Raw genomic sequence first — 18,346 nt, 5'->3', positions numbered from 1 at the left:
GTTATTCAATAATGTTGTTTTCTTTGTCGACCACTTGATCCTTCATCGCGTCGGTCACTTCGATGCCCTGCTCTTGGGCGGCCTTCAGGTTCAGGATGAGGTCAAGCTTATCCGGAACCGTCACTTTCATATCGCCGACCTTTTTGCCGTTTTTCAGCACATCCACGGCCATCTGCCCCACTTGGTAACCGTGGTCGAAATATTTGAAGCCCACGGTGGCAAAAGCGCCGTGCTCAACCGTGTCGCGGTCGCTGGAAAAGAAAGGAATGTCGTTATCGTTGGCGACCTGGATGACCGTGCTGACGGCTTCGACGACGGTATTGTCGAGCGTAATGTACATCGCGTCAACGCGGCCAACCAGCGATTCCGCCGCTTGCTTCACTTCCGAGGTATTCGTGACCGTAGCTTTCACGAGCTCGATGCCATGGGCCTTCAGCGCCTTTTCGGCCTGATCCGTCATGACAACCGCGTTGGGTTCGCCCTGATTCAACACCACGCCGACTTTTTTGACATCCTTGAAATTCGCGGCAATAAAATCCATCAGCTTCGTGATCGCTTCGGGATTCGTATCGGAAGCGCCGGAAATGTTGCCGCCGGGATGATCAAGATTGTCGACCAGCTTGGCATCCAACGGATCGGTTACGGCCGCGAACAAAATCGGCGAGTTTTTCACCTGCTGGGCGACAGCCTGGGCCGGAGCCGTTGCAATCGCCAAGACCAGGTCGTAATTTCCGCCGGCGATTTTTTGCGCGATGGCTATATTGTTCGGTTGATCGCCTTGCGCGTTATTGTAATCCACCTGCAGGTTTTCGCCTTCCACGAGCCCTGCATCCTTCAGCGCCGCCATGAAACCTTCGCGAGTCGCGTCCAGCGACGGATGCTCGACGATTTGCGAGATGGCGATCTTGTATGACTTATTGTCCGTTCCGCCACCCGAACCTGCATTTTGCGCATTGCCGGCTTCGGCCGCTCCGTTATTTTGAGCGTTTGCACCGTTCCCCGAGCTTGCACTGTTGCTGCCGCAGCCAATCACGCTAAGCAGCATGAGAGATACCGCAAAAAATAGTCCGATTTTCTTCCTCATCTTCATTTTCCCCTTTCAACCATGATCAGGCCCTTGAAAAATGGAGACTGTAATGCACGATCCCGTTGACGCTTTCATAGATGAAAGTGATAAAGCGAGCGGGAACGTGAAGACCGCCCCGATTAGGACATGAGTATGACTTCTATATTAAATGGTGGTCAATTTCCCGTCAATAACCGGCTCCCGGTCAATCCTGGAAGCCGCCGCTTCTTATTTCACAAAAATATGCTTTGCTTTAAGCCCTTTTGCCCCAAGCTCCAATATCCCGAAGCTGTATTTCTCCTCCCGCCGTTTGTCGGTCGGGGAACCGGGATTAAACAGCAATACGCCGCCGCTATGGGTGAGCAGCGGTTTGTGCGAATGGCCGAACAGCACGGCGTCAAGGCGCTTGCCGGTGAAAACGCGTTTGGCGTTATCCAGGGCGTTATGCCCGCCTCCCGGCAAATGGCCGTGGGTCAGGCCGATTTTTTTCGTCCCAAGCTCCAGCACTTTATGGTAGCCAAACCGCCGGACGATGTCCGCGGGATCGTTGTTCCCCGCCACGCCGTCGACCGGCGCAAGCGCGGACAGTTGCTCGTAAACCTCGAACGTCGTCCAGTCCCCCAAGTGCAGGATCAGATCACAGCTAGCAAACTGCCGGATCAAAGCGGACGGAAGCTCCTTACCCCGGCGCGGCAGATGCGTATCCGAAACGACGCCGATTCTCATGGGCCAAGCACCGAGGCCTGGCCATTGTTATCGTTTTTTTCCATGTCCTCACCCCAATTCAATGTTTTATCCGCGACCCGCTTCCTGTAAATATACCCTTGCTTCATAAGGGCGGAGCCGTAATTGGCGAAGATCTTCCCATTTGTCCGGCTTATAGTTGGAGATCAGAAGCTCGATCCCATCGATCTTTACGGAATCGGGCCATTCAAATACCGGCTCGCCCTCAAAGAAGTTCAAGATCACGAGCAGTTGGGTATCCTCAAGCGTCCGGGTATATGCATAGATCTCCGGATGATCCTCCAGCAGCAGCCGGTACTCGCCATACACAAACACCTCGTGCCGCTTACGCAAACGGATTAACTCCTTGTAGTAGTGGTACACGGAACCGGGATCTTGCAGCGCCTGAGCCGCGTTAATCTCCGCACAGTTGGGATTCACTCCAATCCACGGCGTCCCCGTCGTAAAGCCCGCCTGTTCGCCCGCTTCCCACTGCATCGGCGTACGGGCGTTGTCCCGGCTTTTCAGATGAATGGCCCGTATGATCTTATGCTCCGGCACCCCGGCCTCAAGCCGTTCCTTATAATAATTCAGCGTTTCCACGTCCCGGTAATCGTCGATCGAATCGAAAGCGATGTTGGTCATCCCGAGTTCCTCGCCCTGATAAATATAAGGCGTCCCTTCTAACGTGTGGATGAACGTGGCCAGCATTTTTGCCGAAGGAATCCGGTACGGTCCGTCGTTTCCGAACCGCGACACGCAGCGGGGCTGGTCGTGATTGCACAGATAGTTGGCGTTCCAGCCTTTTTCGTGCAGGATTGTTTGCCAGCCGGACATGACCCGCTTGAGATCGGCCAGCTTCCATGGCACGACTTCCCATTTGCCGATGCCGGGAGAAGCCGCATCCAAAAACATATGTTCAAACTGAAACGTCATATTCAGCTCCCGCCGGCCGTCCCCGACGTAATCGAGCGCTTGCTCGGGCCCCAGCCCCGAGGTTTCCCCCACGGTCATGATATCATAGATATACAGTACCTGATCGTGCAAATTTTGCAGCAGGGTATGGACGTGGTCCAGATTCGAAAACATTCCGTACGCCCGTACGGTAGGTGAATTGCCTGGATTATCGGCGTCCGGAAGCCCTTTCGCTTTTACGATATGCGCGATGGCATCGAAGCGGAAACCGTCCACCCCTTTTTTTAGCCACCACTGGATCATGTTGTGCATCTCGTCGATCACGGCCGGGTTCTCCCAGTTCAAATCCGGCTGATGTTTGGAGTATAAATGCAAATAATATTCGTCCGTCTTCGCGTCGTATTCCCATACCGAACCGCTGAAATACGACTCCCAGTTGTTCGGGGAGCCGCCGTTTTTCCCTTTTCGCCAGATGTAATAATCCCGTTTCGGATTGTCTGCGGACTGCCGCGACTCCAGAAACCAGGGATGCTCGTCCGACGTGTGGTTCAGCACCAAATCCATCATCAGCTTCATCCCGCGCGTATGCAGCCCGTGCAGTAGTTCGTCGAAATCCTCCATCGTGCCGAACTGCGGTTTTATCTCGCAATAGTTGCTGATGTCATACCCGTTGTCGTGCCCGGGCGATTTGTAAATCGGACATATCCAAACCACGTCCACACCTAGGTCCTGCAAATAATCCAGCTTGGAAATGATGCCGCGCAAATCGCCGATACCATCGCCATTCGAATCATTGAAGCTGATCGGGTAAATTTGATAAACTACGCTTTCCTTCCACCAAGTTCGCTTCATGTTTGCCGCCCTTTCCATATCTTTCGGACCCGCATCCGGCCTGTAATATAACTATTTACCTCAGGCGCGAAATGTATAACCGTGAAATGGGCGCGGCAAGCCCTGTTTTGAACAAGCAACCCGGAGACCTGTGCAATCCCCGGGTTGAAGTGAATAAACCGTTATCCGTAATTCTCCACGATCTGCACATATTTTCGGGTTAACTCGGCAAGCTCGCTTTCGGTTTTTCGTTGGGCCGCGTCCAGCTTCTGCATCAGACGGCCCACCTCGGATTGCTTCTGCTCGACCTGCGCCAACGTCTCGTGAATCCGGCCTTGCACCAGCCAATCGGCGATCAAACCGTCAAAAAAATAGTCGGCAAACGTCAGCATCTCGCCGATTTCCATTTCGACGGGAAGACCGCCCCCCACGTCGCGAAGCTCGCGCTCAAATCGGGCCAGGCTGCGTTGGGCCAGATAGATATGATCCATCGCCTCGTCGATCCGGTTGTGCTTGATATGTGTGGATAACATGCCGCCGCCAAGCATATCGTACGTGCCCCAATTTTTGGCGGAGTGAAGATCTTCCTCGGCGGCGCTTAAATCGTGTTGCACCGATTGGCCGGCAAGGATCGCCTCTTCCAGCTCTTTCAATTGTACGCTTAGCTCGGCCCGCCGGTCAGCCAGCTCCGCAATCTCGCCGTTTTGCTCCAAGACCTGCTCCTCCTTGGTCTGAAACACACGGTCATAGGCCGATTTCCAGTTGCGGACCTCCTGCCACTGCCGCTCCAGCTGAGCTATTTGCTGCTCCAAACTCCGAACCGTGCGATCGGACTCATCGTATTTCACTTTCGCTTCCAGCACCTGCTGCTGCTCGCGGTCCAGCTGTTCCGCCTTGTTGCCGAGAATCGTTGCCAGCAGATTGGACAAGGACATTCCCGACAGCTTACGGACATCCTCTTCCTCGTCGGCAAGCTTGCGCCGCCACCGATCCCTGGCGCCTTCCGCTTCAGCCAGCTCCTTTTTGAATTGCTCCAGCCGTTTCCTCCATTTTTCCTCGTTGCGCCCTTTTTCCTTCAGCTCCGTCAGTTGCCCGGATAATTCCTCAAACAAAAGAATCCCTCCAAAAAAAGCATATAAAGCGCCAGCATCTCCCGCTGCGCGATGTTCCCTTGGATGCACCTATGCTGTTAAATACGTGCTGAACGGCGGTTTTGTTTCACCCCATCGGTTCCCAAGGCTCGGCGCCGCTGGCTTCGGCTTGCTTCACGATCTCCTCGCACAACCTATGAGTCTCGAGGGCATCCTGCTGCGAAATGGCCAGCGGTTTGTCCTCCCTCACGCACGCGATAAAATGATCGATGATACTCACGAACCCCCGGCGGTACAGCACCGTATCCCAATCGTTAAATTTAAGCAGCCGCGTTTCGCCGCCGGCAAAATGCTCCGTCGTATTCAGGCCGTCGATTCTCCATTTGTTGCCCGGGCTCATCACTTCCACCGTTTCGTCGTTCGCTCCCGAGTCGCGGTTCATAATCCCCATGCAGCTAAAACCGTTCCCCTCAAGCTGGAGCGCAACATGATAAAGCTTCCCGCCCTGTACATGCGCCGACACGCGGACATCGTTGATTTCGCCGGGAGCCAAAAAACGGATCGTATCCACGACGTGTATAAAATCGTCAAAAACGAAGCGGCGAGCGTAATCCGGCGAGTGGGTCCGGTTCTTCTGCATCAGCACAAGCCGGCGGTGTTCCTTCGCTTTCATCGCGGCAACCATCGGGGCATAGCGGCGGTTGAAACCTGTCATCAGCTTGACGCCTTTTTGCTCCGCTAACCGGCTGACGCTTATGGCTTGTTCATAGTTGTAGGCGATCGGCTTATCGATATAGACATGAATGCCATGGCTAATCAGTTGTTCGGCAATCGCGGGATGCACTTCCGTTGCACTGTGAATAAAGGCCGCTTCCACTCCGGCTTCGATCAACTGCTCCACACTGTCCACCGTTTTCGCAACACGGTATTTAGCGGCCAGCCGGCCTAATGTTTCCCGGTTCCGGGTACAAAAAACAAGCTCGATGTCCTCCCTGCCCGTCATTACCGGCAAATACGCCTTTTGTGCGATATCGCCCAACCCGATAATTCCTATACGCATCAAAAATCCTCCTCGTCATCTAGCAATTTGCTCTGCGTTAACAATGATGTGATAAAGTGGTGGGAAACGCCTCAACCAAATTGGGGAGGCAGCAAAAAAAGGAGCGGTAATTATGGAAATGGATACGCTTGAACCCGCTGCGTCCCCCCCTTCTCCTCAAAGCGTTCTTCGCCGCGCAGGGGAGATTTTTGCGGTTTCCGCCAAGCTGGGGTTTACTTCGTTCGGAGGGCCGATCGCCCATCTCGGTTACTTTCATGAGGAATACGTAAAAAAGCGTAAATGGCTTAGCGAGCAAAAATATGCGGAATTGGTCGCGTTGTGCCAACTCCTCCCAGGCCCGGCAAGCAGCCAAGTGGGGATGGGGATCGGCCTGTATCGCGGCGGCGTACTCGGAGCGTTAGCGGCCTGGGCCGGATTTACCCTGCCATCCGTCTTATTGCTTGTGCTGTTCGCGCTGCTGCTAAAAGGGACGGAACTGGCGGATAGCGGTTGGCTGCATGGTCTCAAGCTCACCGCTGTGGCGATCGTGGCGCAAGCCGTATGGAGCATGGGCCAAAAGCTCGCCGCCGGACGCAGCCGGGCTACGATTACCGTGCTTGCAGCCGCCTGCGCCTTGTTATGGTCAAACGGGCTTACGCAGGTGCTGATTATTCTAATTTCGGCACTTATCGGCATATGGCTGTACCGCGACTTGCCCGGCGCTCCGCCTTCCCGGGCAGACGAGGAGCCATCCACAGCGATAAATCTCGGCAGAAAGTGGGCCTTTGCCGCTCTGGCGGCTTTCTTTGGACTCCTGGTGATCCTCACGCTCAGCGGTTGGTTATGGCCTGTCCCCGGCCTGCAGCTGTTCGACGGTTTCTACCGGGCCGGTTCGCTCGTATTCGGCGGCGGCCATGTCGTGCTCCCGCTGCTGGAAAGCGAAGTTGTGCCCCGGGGATGGATCGGCCAAGCGGATTTCCTTGCCGGATACGGCGCGGCCCAGGCGGTTCCGGGGCCGCTGTTCACGTTCGCCTCATATTTGGGAGCGGCGATCGGCGGAGTATTCGGCGCCGTGCTGGCCACGGTCGCGATTTTTTTACCGGCCTTTCTGCTTGTCATCGGGGTGCTTCCGTTCTGGAGCCGCCTACGCGGCCTGCCGAACATCCACCGCGCGCTGCAAGGCGTCAACGCCGCGGTGGTCGGAATTTTGCTCGCCGCCTTGTACGATCCGATCTGGACCTCCTCCGTCCGGCATAGCGGTGACGTTGTGCTGGTGCTTGCCTTGTTTGCGCTGCTCGTTTATTGGAAGCTGCCCCCCTGGATCGCCGTCCTCGCCGGCGCCGCGGGCGGCGTTATGCTCGGCTGGGCCTACGGCTCGTAAATCTAATTTCGGAAACCAATCGAGTTCATTTACTGGAAAACAAGCTTTTCATTAAGGAGTAGCCGCTGAGCAGCCCAATAAAGAACAGCTGTACCTGCCCCACCCATTGGTGATACCCGGTGATGCGAATTTGGTTGATATAAATCGTTATCAGCGGGTACAACAGCAGGATGAGGCTGGGCAAAAATACGAAAAAGAACAGCGGGCGGTGCAAGCTTTTCCGGCGCGGCCATCCGCTCAAAAAGCTCAAGTAAAGTCCGAACACAAAAGAATATACGATATCCCCCAGCAAGCTGTAGTCCATTCTGTACAACGTGCCGGTCTTGTGATCCATCATGTGGGTAAACTGCTGTCCGTAATACACAAGCACGATCGCCCCAACGATCCAAAGCAAATAATAAAAATATCCCTTTGAGTTGTTCATCGCTTTTTATTCCCCTATCAGTAAGTATTCTAAGAAGCGTCGTACGCGGGTCACTCAAATTTTATCACAAATCATGGCGGGGGCGTTGAACTAAATGATCGTACGGGTAGAGGCAGCCGGGTGAAATGTTCCTCCGGTCAAAAAGGCCTACTGAAGCATATGCTTCCGAAGCTGCTTTTTTTCAGGAAGCTTATATTGCTTTACCTCCTGGCGAAAAAAGCCTGTTCCTACTTAGACAAATATAGAAACAGGCTTTTCGTAAATCATATAATTTTAAATATGTGTTACCGAAAATTACCCTAAATCATACAGAAGTTCTTCCATAGCCGCGTATATTTCTATCATCATTAACGCCCCAAGCTGAAACCCGTCTGTGAAAGTAGATGTAGCATACATCGACTCGGACTGGCGGCACAAATCGAGCATAGCTTCAAGCTGGTTAAAATCATCGGCAGATAGTTTCTCTTTCCATATTTCCATGGCCTCGGATATACTTCTGTTAATTTTACGGTATTCGGGATCTCTAGGAACGATATTTCCTTCTGGATGAATTTCGCCATAATATAATGCTTCCAGCATACTTTTCATTTTTCATCTTCCCTTCGTATCGACTGCAACACTTTGAAAGAAAGGCTGACGCATCATAGAGCAAATGTGCAGTCTGCCGCTTCAATGCCCGCCTTACAACCTCGTCTTTTGGACTAATAACCGCGATGACAACCGTTAGCGCAGATTCGTCAAGTCCCCATTTCTAGATTGAGCCTTACTTTCACCCCCAAATTAAAATTATCGGCTGACAAAAATTCCAGTGGCAATCCCTTTCGTTTTCTTGCATCAATTAGTTTCAAGAATGGAAACTCTCCTTTTCTGTTTACTTTTATATTAATCGGATCGTAAAATTTATGTCACACATTTTAATCGGCTAATTATAGTTGGCGTAGTATAATTCGCATATAGACCGTGGAATAAGGGAACACAAGGTTTCGTCTTTCACTTAAAATCTTTCACTCTTCTGGCCTATGCCATGCCCTATTCAATAGTTTCGCTTATAAATACCGGCTTCGGAGGAGCGTTTATGAAAATCAGGTTAAGATTAAAAGAAATTCTTGCCGAGAAAAGCATCTCCCAGAGAGAACTTGCCCGAAAAATGGGGATTCGCCACCCTACCATTAACCATCTGTGTTCTGATTCTGTCGACAGAGTTTATATTCGTACTTTGGAGCAGATCTGTGAGACCTTGGACATCACGGTGGACCAACTTATTGTTTCGGTTGAAGACAAAGTGTTTCCAGATAAATCGCATTAAGAAAAAACAGGTTAATCATGGTGGTATCTGACCATAATTGACCTGCTCTTTATAGTGCTAAGGTAAATTTACTTACAATGAGCTAATAGTTCTTTCCGATAATTCTCGAACTGTGGATTTTCTAGTTTTTTGATTAAATAATTTACAATATCTTTTTTAAGAAACTCGCTGTTTTCATTACTTATCTTTAACGAAGTCAAAATAGTGTGCAAGAACCTGTCAATTAAAACACGATCCAATTCTTCAAAAACAAAGTTACCATACAAAGAATGTATCGATTTTCTCACGCTGCTGATATTCTCAGGAGTAGTGTTTTCAAGAATATCTTCAAAAACAACGGTTTTATTTTTATTTAACTTCAGTAAAAGCCTAGTAAATTTATTTGCATGAGAACAACTTTCATTATTTTCATGGAACATGATTTCAAGGATCAACAGGTATAATTGTTTAGTATTAACCTCCCAAGTTAGTACTAAATCCTGAATAACAATCAATAACTTTGCAAACTGAATTGGATCAAAACTCAATAACCGGTCATGAAGTAGAGAACAGTACTGTTCAAGCAAGTCATCATTTTCTGAAATTTTCTCTAATATATCATGAAAATCATCATTATATTGAACTGAATTGCCTATAGAGTACGTAATGAATTCAGATAGATTGAGCATCTATTGACCTTCTTTATTATTATTTTATTAGTATAAAATTATCGATTAAAGCATTAACAATTGGGTTTATTTATTTTCAATCCAGTACCTTTCGTTGGAGTGGGCTATCTCTATTAACTCATTAAGTATTTTTTGCCATTGTAATGCAACATCCCGCTTAATATGGATTAACTCAATCATCTGATGTTGGTTTATATACTCCTCAAAAGTTTGGAATTCGTTTTCGTCATCTGGATAATCACTGTTTCATTTGTAAATCGGACTGATTTCAAGGTATATTTCATCGTCAATATTATAAATGTATGATTCAATACCAACTTCAGTAGGTGTTGACCAGACTAAAAATTCCTCAGCCGGATCATCAATATCTAAATTATCGTTCGTCCATAATTCATGAGCATAAATGTTATGGAAATAGCCTACTCCTTGATCAACAAAATCCTTGTTAAGTTGGAGCTCATTATTCATTGTTCGTGCAAGCAAATTATAAAGTTGCTTTACTGCCTCATTAATAAAATCACTTACAAACAAATCATATTCAATGCTTCCACCACGCCAATATTTCATAAATACATCGGTAGTAGGAACAATGTCCTTCTTTTCACAAGGTAAATATAAAAGAATGGCCTGCGACTTTGAAATGTCAAGTCTAATCGTATTAACCATTTTTCTTCCGCCTTTATTTGCTTTTCAATTCCTTGATAAAAATAAATCAGGTCGACTACGGTTGTATTTGACCATAATCGACCTATTCAGCGTAACGCATTTTTTACAAGGATTCTCCTAAAAGTTAGATCGTCAAAATGAAATAACACTTTACAATTGTTAAATTCAATTTTTAAGGAAATCCATCAAATACTCGTTTTAATTTCAAATCTATTAGAAAATACTTGTTTAATTTTGGGAACAATTTCTTGTTCGAAATTTCCTGTATTATCCTTAATCGCTAAAATAAACTCTTCATCTTCAACAAAATTTAGATAATATTTATAGTTGTTAAAATTTTTAATATCATTTGTTATAATAATATTGTACAGCCCCTCACTAACTAAAGCATGGTGCAATTCATCATGACTTATTTCATACCAATCAAATTTTTTCTTTTTGTCTTCCACAATTAGAAATGACCTATCTTCTATGTCTCGAAATCTCAATGCTTCTTTTCTAAAGATTGTACCTATCTCGTATGACTGATTTATTTTTTCTGTTATTAGTAACTTAACTTTATTTAGTGTTTCATCGTCAACTGTAGAGTTGAACAATTCGGGATAGCTACGACTTTCTGATAATGTATCATCTGACTTGATAAGCAACTTTTTTATCTCGTTATCTAAATCATCTTTTACTTTTTTTGAATTAAAATGAAGAACATCATCAACATATTGGCTAAAATTCTCCTCCACTATTTCTGCTTGAACATCCTCATCCATTTCTTCAAACTCTACACTATCTTTTCTAAGCAGAATTTTAGAATGATTATTTAACAACAGTTGGAATATCTCATAATGAAATTTAGGGTTAAACGGAAAATCAGAAATAATAAACCAACTACTTTCCATTTCCTACCTCCTTTAACTTCTGACACTCTTCTAAGAATTTCAAGAGTTATATTTTGTTTAATTATTTATCTGGAAGAACATGATGAATATTTTCTACTTCTGAATTTAAGTGAAAATGATCCTGAACAACTTTTCCCTTCAACTTATGCCCTAAATGAGCCTCCCCAATTTTATCACCGTCGGAATTAAAAATGAAAGCCTTTCTTTCATTTGAACTATTAATTGTTTGTTTTCCGAGTGTCCATCCATTTTCCTTAGCGAGTTGATAAAGGGATTTTGTCTCAAAAACCTTCTGCCAACCTTCGGGTACCCATCTCGAATACTTTACATTAGATGCACCCGCTCCCCCACCGCCACTCCTATTAAACTGAATGAACGGCTCGTCCGCAATACGGTCAAGTCTATACCTTCCATTAAAAAAACCTCTACCCACTGAACCGTATCCGGTAGAAAGTTCTGGTACTTCTTCCCGTGCAAACTTATAGTTCTGCGGATTCAGATTAATATTAGCATCTTTCATTATATTCTTGAAGTTCGTGTATTGTCCCGTTTTGTTCGGAATATTAACTCCATTAAACTTCTTTAACCCAGTAGACCCCAAACTCATACCTTGAGCACTATTATTTCCAATGTAAGGAACTTCGCTTGAACGATACGTATTATCCACAAATAATTCATTGAACGACATCCCGGCATCTTCCGCATGATAGCTGGTTGTTATATACGCCAGTCCTTGTAGAACATTGACATCGTACTTCTTCTTCATGGCTTTCACGGTATCATCCGTATCTCTTCGTTCTACTACAGCATTAACAACATCTTGCGTCAAGTCATCAGACCAGTTCAAGCTTTTCTTTACTTCCCGTATCATCATGTTAGTATCGACATAATGATCTGGCAGATAGGATACTGGCTGCATTGCCCCCTTCAGCCGCTCAGCCCACTCCTCCGCCGTCATATCGCTTTGCATCCCACGGGCAGCCGTAAACATCTTCCCAATGAACCCCATACCTGCCAGCTCCATGCCGGCACGCTGCATCGCATCAATCATGGACTGAAACGATGCTTGTCTCAAATTTCCTGCACTTGCCAAAGAAGATCTTGCTATATTCGCCGCGTTCGCCACCCAGCCTACAAACGGAAGCGCGGAAGCAACCGCTAAAGCGGCTCCAGTGAAATCCCGCTTGGCGGCTGCGATTCCTGCCTTGGCCGCTACCGCCGCAAAACCTACTCCCGGAAGAACTCCCGCCACATTTAAGGCTAGCTGAACCGTATCCATTACGCCTATTTTGGCACCGTTCTTTGTCTCCGCTGTCTGCTGCGTATCGGCCGCTTCCCCGACAAATGGCGCCTCCGGGACGGGGGGCAGATCCTCTACAAAGACCGGCGATTTTTTTAGGCCCTCTACGCGTAGACGTTCGCCTCGTATATCCGCTTCTCCATCCAGTATAATCGAACTTGATCCGCACCGCATATAGATAGCTTCGCCAGCCTGTGCTGTAAGCCTATTCATAGTTCCCCGCAAGTTTGTTCGGCTGGTAAAAAGCAAGTCTTCCTCACTCTGGACAGTTACCCCGCTTTGATCCTCCAGTTTAAGATACACTCGCCCCCGGCTTGCGCTTACAGTGAAGTCGGACGTCCCCAACTTCATCTCCTTGCCTGCCGGAGTAGACCAGATTTTAGTATCCGGCGAAGATGCTTGAGCAGGCAATGGAGATGTTCTCCGTAAACTGGTTGCTACCGCCGATTCTTCCGTGGCCGCCGGAAAATAAACCTGTACCGTATCCCCGGCCTCCGGCATACAATACCATCCGCCATGCCCTTCCGCGGTATAAGGAGATTCATAGGCCAGCCAATGTTTGACTTCCTTCCTCTGCTCACCATCAATGCTCAGGTGGACCTGAATTTCGCTCCCCTTAACCTCTAGCACCGTTCCTTCCAAGGAACTGCCGATTAAAGGGATATTATATAACGGTTTTTGCCAAGCCTTCCCGGTTGGCATCAATCGGTATTCATATACCAGATGTCCTGCTTGAAAATGTCCCGTAGATGCGATTACCGTAAACTCTTTCCCTTGGAACTCTACTTTATCGCCTAATTTATATAGCTGCCCGGTCTCCACGGTATATATTGTGCCGTCTATACTATGTGCATCGTGAATAGCGCTGGTTCTTAGTTCTTTTTCCCCCGCCATATCCCGCTGTATACTGTATGGTTGACTGAGCAACTCCCAATAACGACCTTCGGGAATCCCAATGAACAACTTGGGAGATGCCGCGGTTATTTCGGGGAATATCGCCGCTCCAAACCGCGAAGCGATCCGGCGTATAAACGCCCAATCCGTCTCTTTATACTGGAGTACCATCCCTTCGGGCCGCTCTTTATCCAAGGCGTTATCTAGCTTGTCCGCCCCATCGTAAGCGGCCAGAACCGTGTCAATGATGTCCAGGTAAGTCCCGTTATCTCCTGCAAAGGACCGGCTCCTCGGCTCCAAATCCAATAGAATCGAGTGGGTTATAGCACTCAATTCCAAATAATAAATCCCTTGTACCGCATTAATGTTGATCTCCTGCACCAATCCCTGAAACAGGATTCGCCCTGGTTCTCCTTTATCATTTACTTCCTGTACCGCAATCGATTGATAGCTGACGGGAATATGTATGTACGTATCTTGTTTGTCATCCGGTATGATTCCTCGTGCTGTTAACCGCCCGTGCTCATTCAAGTTTTGTTCGATTCGCAGCTCCGTTAAGGTATGTATCTCATAAGGTGATATGAGCCGGACCTGTCCGTATCCGGCCACCGCTTGTTCTGTCCCCATAAGCTCCCTCCTCGGCAACACCCCTCAAGGTCATTCTTCTTTCTTAAGCTCCGAATCCCCCTGCTGCTTTAACTCCTGAAGAAATTGATTGTAGGCCAGTTCTTCCATGTCCTGAAAACCCGTAAATATGACTTGTTCAACTTGCTCTTGGTTAAACAAATATACCTGATTGGGATTCAGCAATCCCTCCGGATACAAACAGGCGATATAATCCCATACCTGTCCGGTATCTGCTTGAGTTTGCATCCTCCCAAAGATCATAATTTTCTTGTTTCCGCCTTTTAGTTGCACAATAGTGCCGTTTGGTAAAAAGTGCATGGAAAGTGTCCTTTCGTTCAGTTATAAAACTTTCTTAATAAATATCGCTTGCTCGGAATGTTCTATATCATCGCTAATCCAACTCGCCTCATCTTGACGTAATGTATGAAAACGAAGCGTCGCATACTCGAAGTCATAGCTTAAGATAATAACAAACTGAAAATCCGGATAAGATTTTTTTAATTTCTCTGCCCATTTATTCATCACCGTATAAGCTATTCTAAAGATACTTTCCTTATCCGTTGTATCTGGTAAGTAATCATTAATTCGCAGTTCATTACATGATGCTTCATACCCAGTGAAATCTCCATGAAACTTCAATACTCGGTGCCAATCGATTTTGTCTACGTTTAATTTGTGGTCTATATCCAAAATTAAACATCCGTTTGCTTCAACAATATTTGGATCTACTATATTTTCCAGGCCAAGAAAGTTAACATCATTACTTTCCAAGTCAACCTTTTCTATAATTTCTTTCATCTTATTACTCAAAATATCCATACAACCATTCTCCTCTTCAAAATATGGGATTTTCTCCCAATAGTTTCAATCCTTTATTTATAGCCTTTTGTACTTCTTTGTCTTGAATCTTTTTTTGTATATATTTTGGAGCTAATTCTCCGGTCTTCTGATCGTAAAAAGTCTTTGATTCAGCATCGAAGTACCACTTAGTATTATCTGGTTCATGATAATGAATTTGACCATCTCGTTGTCCTGGATTTGGATTTTCAGCATCTATTCTTTCTGTCTTACCATTTTGCCAAACTGTTTTACTCTCAAATTGTGCCCCATTCTGTCCGAATTTTCGTTGACTACCTCCCCCACCCTTAATCATACTATACAACTCGCCCGCGCTGCTCCCGGTATTCATCGCACCTTGGACGGTGACATTGGAGCCATAAGAGACTCCCGCGGCGGTTGCTGCTGCAGCCGGCACCCCCACAAGCGCTCCCGCGCCTGTTGCGGATACCACGACTGACCCGCCAAATCCGACAACAGCCATGGTCGTTTCCACCGCCCCAACGACTGTAGTCGCTAAGTGGCCAAATACTTCCCCTGATTTCCGGGCGATCGGATGATCCGTCTGGGATTGTTCATTGAATAGCAGCCCCATACTGGCATCCTCTAAAGCCGCGTCCCCCGCGCCAAAAACAAATTCCAGAAAAGCGTTTGATTGCGGCGGTTCCTCTTCCTGGACGGAAGGGGCCAAATTCTGTCCTTCATCTTCAATCTTGATCATCCCGCAGTATAAGCACATATTCGTCGATTCTTTGGTGAGTGCCGGATGCCCCTCAACGCTCTTATCCGCCTTGCCGTTCAGCCACGCTTTCGTTAATACGGGGATGCACGGCGCCTTCCGCACGCCTAAGATATCGAGTTTCCCGGTGATCACCGCAGGATTTAAAGGACTGGTGCAATTTCCGAAAGGCATCACATTCTTTAACGGCTGATAATCGTTTACGTTCATCAGCGCCTTATCTTTGGTGTACACTCCGTGGCTTAAGGGAAGCTTCAGCCGGCTGGGCTGCGTTCCGAAGCTGCAGCTTACGATTGCGCCTGCAACAGCATAGGGAACATGATCGCCTTGAGGTCGTATCACTCCTATAGTATGCATTTACACCTCTCCCTCTACTGGTCCTGCTCTACTGAAGTCAGTTTCAATCCTGTAAAATCTCTTCGTAGCATACTCTCAGCCAACATCAGGTTTACGACAACATAGTGTTCAAGAGGACTCTCCAACTGAAAAATCGGGTGATTCCCCGCTTTCGCAGGATCAATGACAATCCGTTTCATGGTCCCATTCAGGTGAAACTCGCTTGCTGCGGACAAGCATGCCACTTTGGGAAAAGAAGCAAGCCAGTACCAGTACTGCTCCCCTTTTTCGAGATTCATCAGACCGGCAGGTTGAAACTTCAGCTTCGGACTAAATTTCTCTATGAGCTGTTTAAGACGGTCGGACATCAGCGGAAGCGGCTTTTCAATAAAATCTACCTCCACCACTCTCTCCGCTTTTTCAATCAGAAAATGCAGATAATTTTTACTGGCATCCGCTTCTTTAGAACGTAAGTGCTCTCGAACCCCAAGAGGTTTTAAAGCACCTTGGATTCGGTGATCCTGAGTCAACATATAAAAGTCCAAGTTCATTGATCGATTGACCCCTTCATACTCCGATCTTCCTTAAATACCGCTTCACTCCAGTCCATGTATTCCCCTACACGAACTTCGACGATATCCTCTTTGTCAATCTCCGCATACTCCTGTGTTTCTACCGCTGCAAATAAAGCTCCGCGAATCAAAGCAGCCACAAAACTATGGATGACTCCCGCTTCCTGCAAACGCAGTTTCTCAAAATCCGCCAAGGTGACTTTTCCCGCGTAAGTGAGACTTTGCTGTTTTAATTCCTGGGCCCAAATTTCCTCCATTTGGAACAAAGGCTTTATCGCCCAATTCGCATCGTAGGTCGATCTGATTGGAGTTCTATCAAGCAACCATGAGGAGTCCGTGGCTTCTGCCAAAAATAACCCCTTCCCCTGTTGAATTTGCGTCCTCAACAAGGAGTATGTAAAATGAGCGACCTTCCCTTTCGCCCCCGTCTTCTGCACATTCGTGATTTGAACACAAAACTGGCGGAAGTGGCTGATAAAATCATTCACCAGTTCGTCCTTGTATTTCTTGCAGTGCTCATCGATTAACTTCATAGCTTGTACGCGGGTTGGTTTAACTACCTCTTCCTTGAATTGCAAAATAGCCTCGCCCATGATTCCCTCCGGCGCTAATTTGTCTTCAGTTCAGTACCGACAATGGTCGCATCCCCGTTTAAAACAAGGCGGCTTTCCTTACACGTCATTTCAATCTCCTCTTTGGCCGAAAAAACAATGGAATGATCGGCATTCATCACCAAGTCCTTTTTGGTATTCAGTTGAATCGGAAGGCTGCTTGAAATTTCTATGCCCTCTTTTTCACTTAAACGGATGAATATTTCCCCATCCTTCCCGGTTATTACGATCTCTTCCGGACTGAACATAAGTTCCTTGCCCGAGGGCGTACGGAAATACTTGATATCCGGGTTCCCCAACTTGCTACTCCCGTTCCCGTTATCGCCGGATCTGACGGAACTGGTTGCAACCCCTTCTTCCTCTTTGTTTCCAGGAAAATAGACGCGAACCGTGTCGCCCTTTTCCGGCATGCAATACCACCCGGTGTTGCCTTCCGCCGAATACATGGTAGAATACGGAAACCAATGCGCTGCTTCCGGTTTCTGCTCCCGGTCGATGTTCAAATGGAGTTTTACCCGGTCTTTTTCAACATCGATTACCTTTCCCTGGATAGAGGCGCCGATAATTTGGTCATTATGATACACCGGTTGCCTTAACCCGGCCCGAGTGCTTAATATATAACGATGGGTAAGCAGGCCATCCTTCATCCTGATTTCGGCTTCGAAGACATAAAGCTGCTTTCCTTTGAATTCAACCGTATTGCCCAATTCAAGCGCTTGATGGGTTTCGACCTCGTAATAGATAAAATCTTCCTCATTCACATTTGCGTTCGTATTGTGAATCGTATAACGGAAAGTATCCATCTTTTTGCGAACTCTATAATTAAAACTGGAAAGCTCTCCTTTGGAACTGCTGTCCAACAATCCAAAATAAATTTTGGGAGTGTCAAATCCTGCGGCTGGCATTAGTCCCGTTCGGGACCTAGAAGCAAGTCTTCTTAAAAACTGCCAGTCCGTTTCCTGATATTGCATCGTAAACTTTCCAATAATCGCCCCATCTGTAGCCGCATCCAAAATATCGACATCGGGATAATCGGCAGCTATCGCTTTTAATAGTTGAGCATAGGTCATATTCTTATTTTGAAAAGACCTGCGCTTCTTCTCTATGTCGAGCAAATAAGTATAAGATACCCCTTCGACCTTCAGATAAAAAACGTCGCGGATGGTGTTTACGGAAATGTTCTGAATTAAACCGCAAAATAAAGGAGTGCTTTTCCCTTCATCATCCGTTTGACTAATAACCACAGGCGTATCGGATCCGCTCAATCGTACATAGCTGTCCTTGATTTCCTCCGAGACGATTCCGGTAAAAGCGAAATAAGCATGTTCATTAAATTTTTTCGTTATCGTCAACTCCTGCAAATTGACCAATTCAAACGGGCTGACGTTAAGATGGTGGTAGGTGAGTGCAATATTTTCGCTCACGAT

General features: G+C 47.1%; 18 protein-coding genes and 1 pseudogene. 2 read left to right on the top strand and 17 right to left on the bottom strand.

What is annotated here, in order from left to right; all coding sequences use genetic code 11:
* Position 1 precedes the first annotated feature (1 nt).
* The 5 genes from EHV15_RS23245 to EHV15_RS23225 all read right to left on the bottom strand — a co-directional run bounded on the left by EHV15_RS23245 (position 2) and on the right by EHV15_RS23225 (position 5,686).
* Complete coding sequence (locus EHV15_RS23245; RefSeq protein ID WP_128633314.1) at positions 2-1,084, bottom strand: ABC transporter substrate-binding protein; 1,083 nt, start codon at positions 1,082-1,084, stop codon at positions 2-4.
* A 210-nt stretch (positions 1,085-1,294) separates the two neighbouring features.
* Complete coding sequence (locus EHV15_RS23240; RefSeq protein WP_128633313.1) at positions 1,295-1,792, bottom strand: metallophosphoesterase family protein; 498 nt, start codon at positions 1,790-1,792, stop codon at positions 1,295-1,297.
* A gap of 66 nt (positions 1,793-1,858) precedes the next feature.
* Positions 1,859-3,556 (bottom strand): glycoside hydrolase family 13 protein, encoded by a 1,698-nt coding sequence (locus tag EHV15_RS23235; protein WP_128633312.1) that lies wholly within the window; start codon positions 3,554-3,556, stop codon positions 1,859-1,861.
* 161 nt (positions 3,557-3,717) lie between these two features.
* Positions 3,718-4,647, bottom strand: coding sequence for a hypothetical protein (locus EHV15_RS23230; protein WP_128633311.1), 930 nt, complete (start codon positions 4,645-4,647; stop codon positions 3,718-3,720).
* 106 nt (positions 4,648-4,753) lie between these two features.
* Positions 4,754-5,686 carry a Gfo/Idh/MocA family protein gene (locus EHV15_RS23225; protein ID WP_128633310.1) on the bottom strand — a complete coding sequence of 311 codons (933 nt, stop codon included), beginning with the start codon at positions 5,684-5,686 and terminating at the stop codon, positions 4,754-4,756.
* Positions 5,687-5,798: 112 nt separating this feature from the next.
* Between EHV15_RS23225 and chrA the strand changes: the two genes are divergently transcribed.
* The gene (gene chrA / locus EHV15_RS23220) at positions 5,799-7,046 is read left to right on the top strand and encodes a chromate efflux transporter (RefSeq protein ID WP_246061747.1); all 1,248 of its coding nucleotides are present in this window, start codon (positions 5,799-5,801) and stop codon (positions 7,044-7,046) included.
* A 25-nt stretch (positions 7,047-7,071) separates the two neighbouring features.
* On the opposite strand, the gene EHV15_RS36630 is transcribed toward chrA, so the two are convergent.
* Both EHV15_RS36630 and EHV15_RS23210 read right to left on the bottom strand, forming a co-directional pair.
* Positions 7,072-7,470: a hypothetical protein gene (locus EHV15_RS36630; RefSeq protein ID WP_178075937.1), complete on the bottom strand. Its 399-nt coding sequence runs from the start codon at positions 7,468-7,470 to the stop codon at positions 7,072-7,074.
* 294 nt (positions 7,471-7,764) lie between these two features.
* The gene (locus EHV15_RS23210; protein ID WP_036622503.1) at positions 7,765-8,058 is read right to left on the bottom strand and encodes a DUF6809 family protein; all 294 of its coding nucleotides are present in this window, start codon (positions 8,056-8,058) and stop codon (positions 7,765-7,767) included.
* A gap of 487 nt (positions 8,059-8,545) precedes the next feature.
* On the opposite strand from EHV15_RS23210, the gene EHV15_RS23205 reads away from it, so the two are divergent.
* Positions 8,546-8,776: a helix-turn-helix domain-containing protein gene (locus EHV15_RS23205; RefSeq protein WP_128633309.1), complete on the top strand. Its 231-nt coding sequence runs from the start codon at positions 8,546-8,548 to the stop codon at positions 8,774-8,776.
* 68 nt (positions 8,777-8,844) lie between these two features.
* Here the strand turns inward: EHV15_RS23205 and EHV15_RS23200 are convergent, their stop codons facing one another.
* From EHV15_RS23200 to EHV15_RS23150, 10 genes and pseudogenes are all read right to left on the bottom strand, one after another.
* Positions 8,845-9,444 carry a BAR domain-containing protein gene (locus tag EHV15_RS23200; protein WP_128633308.1) on the bottom strand — a complete coding sequence of 200 codons (600 nt, stop codon included), beginning with the start codon at positions 9,442-9,444 and terminating at the stop codon, positions 8,845-8,847.
* 246 nt (positions 9,445-9,690) lie between these two features.
* Entirely contained in the window at positions 9,691-10,110 is a 420-nt protein-coding gene (locus EHV15_RS23195) for a hypothetical protein (protein WP_128633307.1), read from the bottom strand.
* A gap of 185 nt (positions 10,111-10,295) precedes the next feature.
* Entirely contained in the window at positions 10,296-11,003 is a 708-nt protein-coding gene (locus EHV15_RS23190; protein WP_128633306.1) for a hypothetical protein, read from the bottom strand.
* 61 nt (positions 11,004-11,064) lie between these two features.
* Positions 11,065-13,824, bottom strand: a complete 2,760-nt coding sequence (locus EHV15_RS23185; protein WP_128633305.1) for a contractile injection system protein, VgrG/Pvc8 family — start codon at positions 13,822-13,824, stop codon at positions 11,065-11,067.
* Positions 13,825-13,854: 30 nt separating this feature from the next.
* Positions 13,855-14,142 carry a DUF4176 domain-containing protein gene (locus EHV15_RS23180; protein ID WP_128633304.1) on the bottom strand — a complete coding sequence of 96 codons (288 nt, stop codon included), beginning with the start codon at positions 14,140-14,142 and terminating at the stop codon, positions 13,855-13,857.
* Positions 14,143-14,163: 21 nt separating this feature from the next.
* Positions 14,164-14,643 carry a hypothetical protein gene (locus EHV15_RS23175; RefSeq protein WP_128633303.1) on the bottom strand — a complete coding sequence of 160 codons (480 nt, stop codon included), beginning with the start codon at positions 14,641-14,643 and terminating at the stop codon, positions 14,164-14,166.
* Positions 14,644-15,349: 706 nt separating this feature from the next.
* Positions 15,350-15,757, bottom strand: a pseudogene (locus EHV15_RS23165) (DUF4280 domain-containing protein); the annotation flags it as partial.
* Positions 15,758-15,771: 14 nt separating this feature from the next.
* A complete protein-coding gene (locus EHV15_RS23160; RefSeq protein ID WP_128633302.1) occupies positions 15,772-16,287 on the bottom strand; it encodes an imm11 family protein in 516 nt (171 codons plus the stop codon).
* A complete protein-coding gene (locus tag EHV15_RS23155; protein ID WP_128633301.1) occupies positions 16,284-16,901 on the bottom strand; it encodes a hypothetical protein in 618 nt (205 codons plus the stop codon). Before EHV15_RS23155 ends, EHV15_RS23160 begins: the two co-directional genes overlap by 4 nt.
* A gap of 14 nt (positions 16,902-16,915) precedes the next feature.
* A complete protein-coding gene (locus EHV15_RS23150) occupies positions 16,916-18,343 on the bottom strand; it encodes a contractile injection system protein, VgrG/Pvc8 family (RefSeq protein WP_246061746.1) in 1,428 nt (475 codons plus the stop codon).
* Between the last annotated feature and the right edge of the window lie 3 nt (positions 18,344-18,346).

Origin of the sequence: Paenibacillus oralis, from assembly GCF_003863965.1 — a bacterium.
GTDB lineage: Bacteria > Bacillota > Bacilli > Paenibacillales > Paenibacillaceae > Fontibacillus > Fontibacillus oralis.
Note: the sequence above shows the minus strand (reverse complement) of the source record. Positions and strands in the feature narration are given on the sequence as shown.

Coding starts and splice junctions, on each gene's coding strand:
- EHV15_RS23185 (WP_128633305.1), bottom strand. CDS start 13,824: ATGGGGACAGAACAAGCGGTGGCCGGATACGGACAGGTCCGGCTCATA.
- EHV15_RS23180 (WP_128633304.1), bottom strand. CDS start 14,142: ATGCACTTTTTACCAAACGGCACTATTGTGCAACTAAAAGGCGGAAAC.
- EHV15_RS23160 (WP_128633302.1), bottom strand. CDS start 16,287: ATGAACTTGGACTTTTATATGTTGACTCAGGATCACCGAATCCAAGGT.
- EHV15_RS23245 (WP_128633314.1), bottom strand. CDS start 1,084: ATGAGGAAGAAAATCGGACTATTTTTTGCGGTATCTCTCATGCTGCTT.
- EHV15_RS23210 (WP_036622503.1), bottom strand. CDS start 8,058: ATGAAAAGTATGCTGGAAGCATTATATTATGGCGAAATTCATCCAGAA.
- EHV15_RS23190 (WP_128633306.1), bottom strand. CDS start 11,003: ATGGAAAGTAGTTGGTTTATTATTTCTGATTTTCCGTTTAACCCTAAA.
- EHV15_RS23155 (WP_128633301.1), bottom strand. CDS start 16,901: ATGGGCGAGGCTATTTTGCAATTCAAGGAAGAGGTAGTTAAACCAACC.
- EHV15_RS23175 (WP_128633303.1), bottom strand. CDS start 14,643: ATGGATATTTTGAGTAATAAGATGAAAGAAATTATAGAAAAGGTTGAC.
- EHV15_RS23205 (WP_128633309.1), top strand. CDS start 8,546: ATGAAAATCAGGTTAAGATTAAAAGAAATTCTTGCCGAGAAAAGCATC.
- chrA (WP_246061747.1), top strand. CDS start 5,799: ATGGAAATGGATACGCTTGAACCCGCTGCGTCCCCCCCTTCTCCTCAA.
- EHV15_RS23235 (WP_128633312.1), bottom strand. CDS start 3,556: ATGAAGCGAACTTGGTGGAAGGAAAGCGTAGTTTATCAAATTTACCCG.
- EHV15_RS23225 (WP_128633310.1), bottom strand. CDS start 5,686: ATGCGTATAGGAATTATCGGGTTGGGCGATATCGCACAAAAGGCGTAT.
- EHV15_RS23195 (WP_128633307.1), bottom strand. CDS start 10,110: ATGGTTAATACGATTAGACTTGACATTTCAAAGTCGCAGGCCATTCTT.
- EHV15_RS36630 (WP_178075937.1), bottom strand. CDS start 7,470: ATGAACAACTCAAAGGGATATTTTTATTATTTGCTTTGGATCGTTGGG.
- EHV15_RS23240 (WP_128633313.1), bottom strand. CDS start 1,792: ATGAGAATCGGCGTCGTTTCGGATACGCATCTGCCGCGCCGGGGTAAG.
- EHV15_RS23200 (WP_128633308.1), bottom strand. CDS start 9,444: ATGCTCAATCTATCTGAATTCATTACGTACTCTATAGGCAATTCAGTT.